Raw genomic sequence first — 881 nt, forward strand, 5'->3', positions numbered from 1 at the left:
GTCGGTGGGGTAACCTTTTGGAGCCAGCCGCCGAAGGTGGGACAGATGATTGGGGTGAAGTCGTAACAAGGTAGCCGTATCGGAAGGTGCGGCTGGATCACCTCCTTTCTAAGGAATCTAGATCAGCCGAGTGCTGATCAGAAGACGTTTCGTTTTGTTCAGTTTTGAAGGATCAAATTCTTTTTATATATAAATGTGGGCCTGTAGCTCAGCTGGTTAGAGCACACGCCTGATAAGCGTGAGGTCGGTGGTTCGAGTCCACTCAGGCCCACCATCCCACATTTATGTTATTTGTAATGGGGTTTTTCTATTTTAATGGGGCCTTAGCTCAGCTGGGAGAGCGCCTGCCTTGCACGCAGGAGGTCAGCGGTTCGATCCCGCTAGGCTCCACCAATTAATTTTTCGTTCCTTGAAAACCAGATAATAGAGAAGTAACAAACCAAGAAACATCACCTTATGGAAATAAACCATAAGATATGCAGACCTTTAGGTCGGCGAAAAAGAAGCAAGCAGTTCGAGGAAGCAACTGAGCGAGCACCGGAGCGCATCATCGATGCGTGAGGATGTGAGTGAAGGCAGCTGACGAAGAAATGCGTCGCTAATTTTTTGACCGAATGATTAAGTTAGAAAGGGCGCACGGTGGATGCCTTGGCACTAGGAGCCGATGAAGGACGGGACTAACACCGATATGCTTCGGGGAGCTGTAAGCAAGCTTTGATCCGGAGATTTCCGAATGGGGAAACCCACTGCCCGTAATGGGGCAGTATCCATTTCTGAATACATAGGAAATGGAAGGCAGACCCGGGGAACTGAAACATCTAAGTACCCGGAGGAAGAGAAAGAAAAATCGATTTCCTGAGTAGCGGCGAGCGAAACGGAAA

General features: G+C 48.8%; 2 tRNA genes and 2 rRNA genes. All 4 read left to right on the plus strand.

Annotation, left to right across the window (positions count from 1 at the left end):
- Positions 1–108, plus strand: a 16S ribosomal RNA gene (locus MT489_RS22025); the annotation flags it as partial.
- A gap of 89 nt (positions 109–197) precedes the next feature.
- A tRNA-Ile gene (locus MT489_RS22030) sits at positions 198–274 on the plus strand.
- 43 nt (positions 275–317) lie between these two features.
- A tRNA-Ala gene (locus MT489_RS22035) sits at positions 318–393 on the plus strand.
- Positions 394–616: 223 nt separating this feature from the next.
- Positions 617–881 (plus strand): 23S ribosomal RNA (locus tag MT489_RS22040); the annotation flags it as partial.

Source organism: Lederbergia wuyishanensis, from assembly GCF_022900255.1.
Classification (GTDB): domain Bacteria; phylum Bacillota; class Bacilli; order Bacillales; family Bacillaceae_C; genus Lederbergia; species Lederbergia wuyishanensis.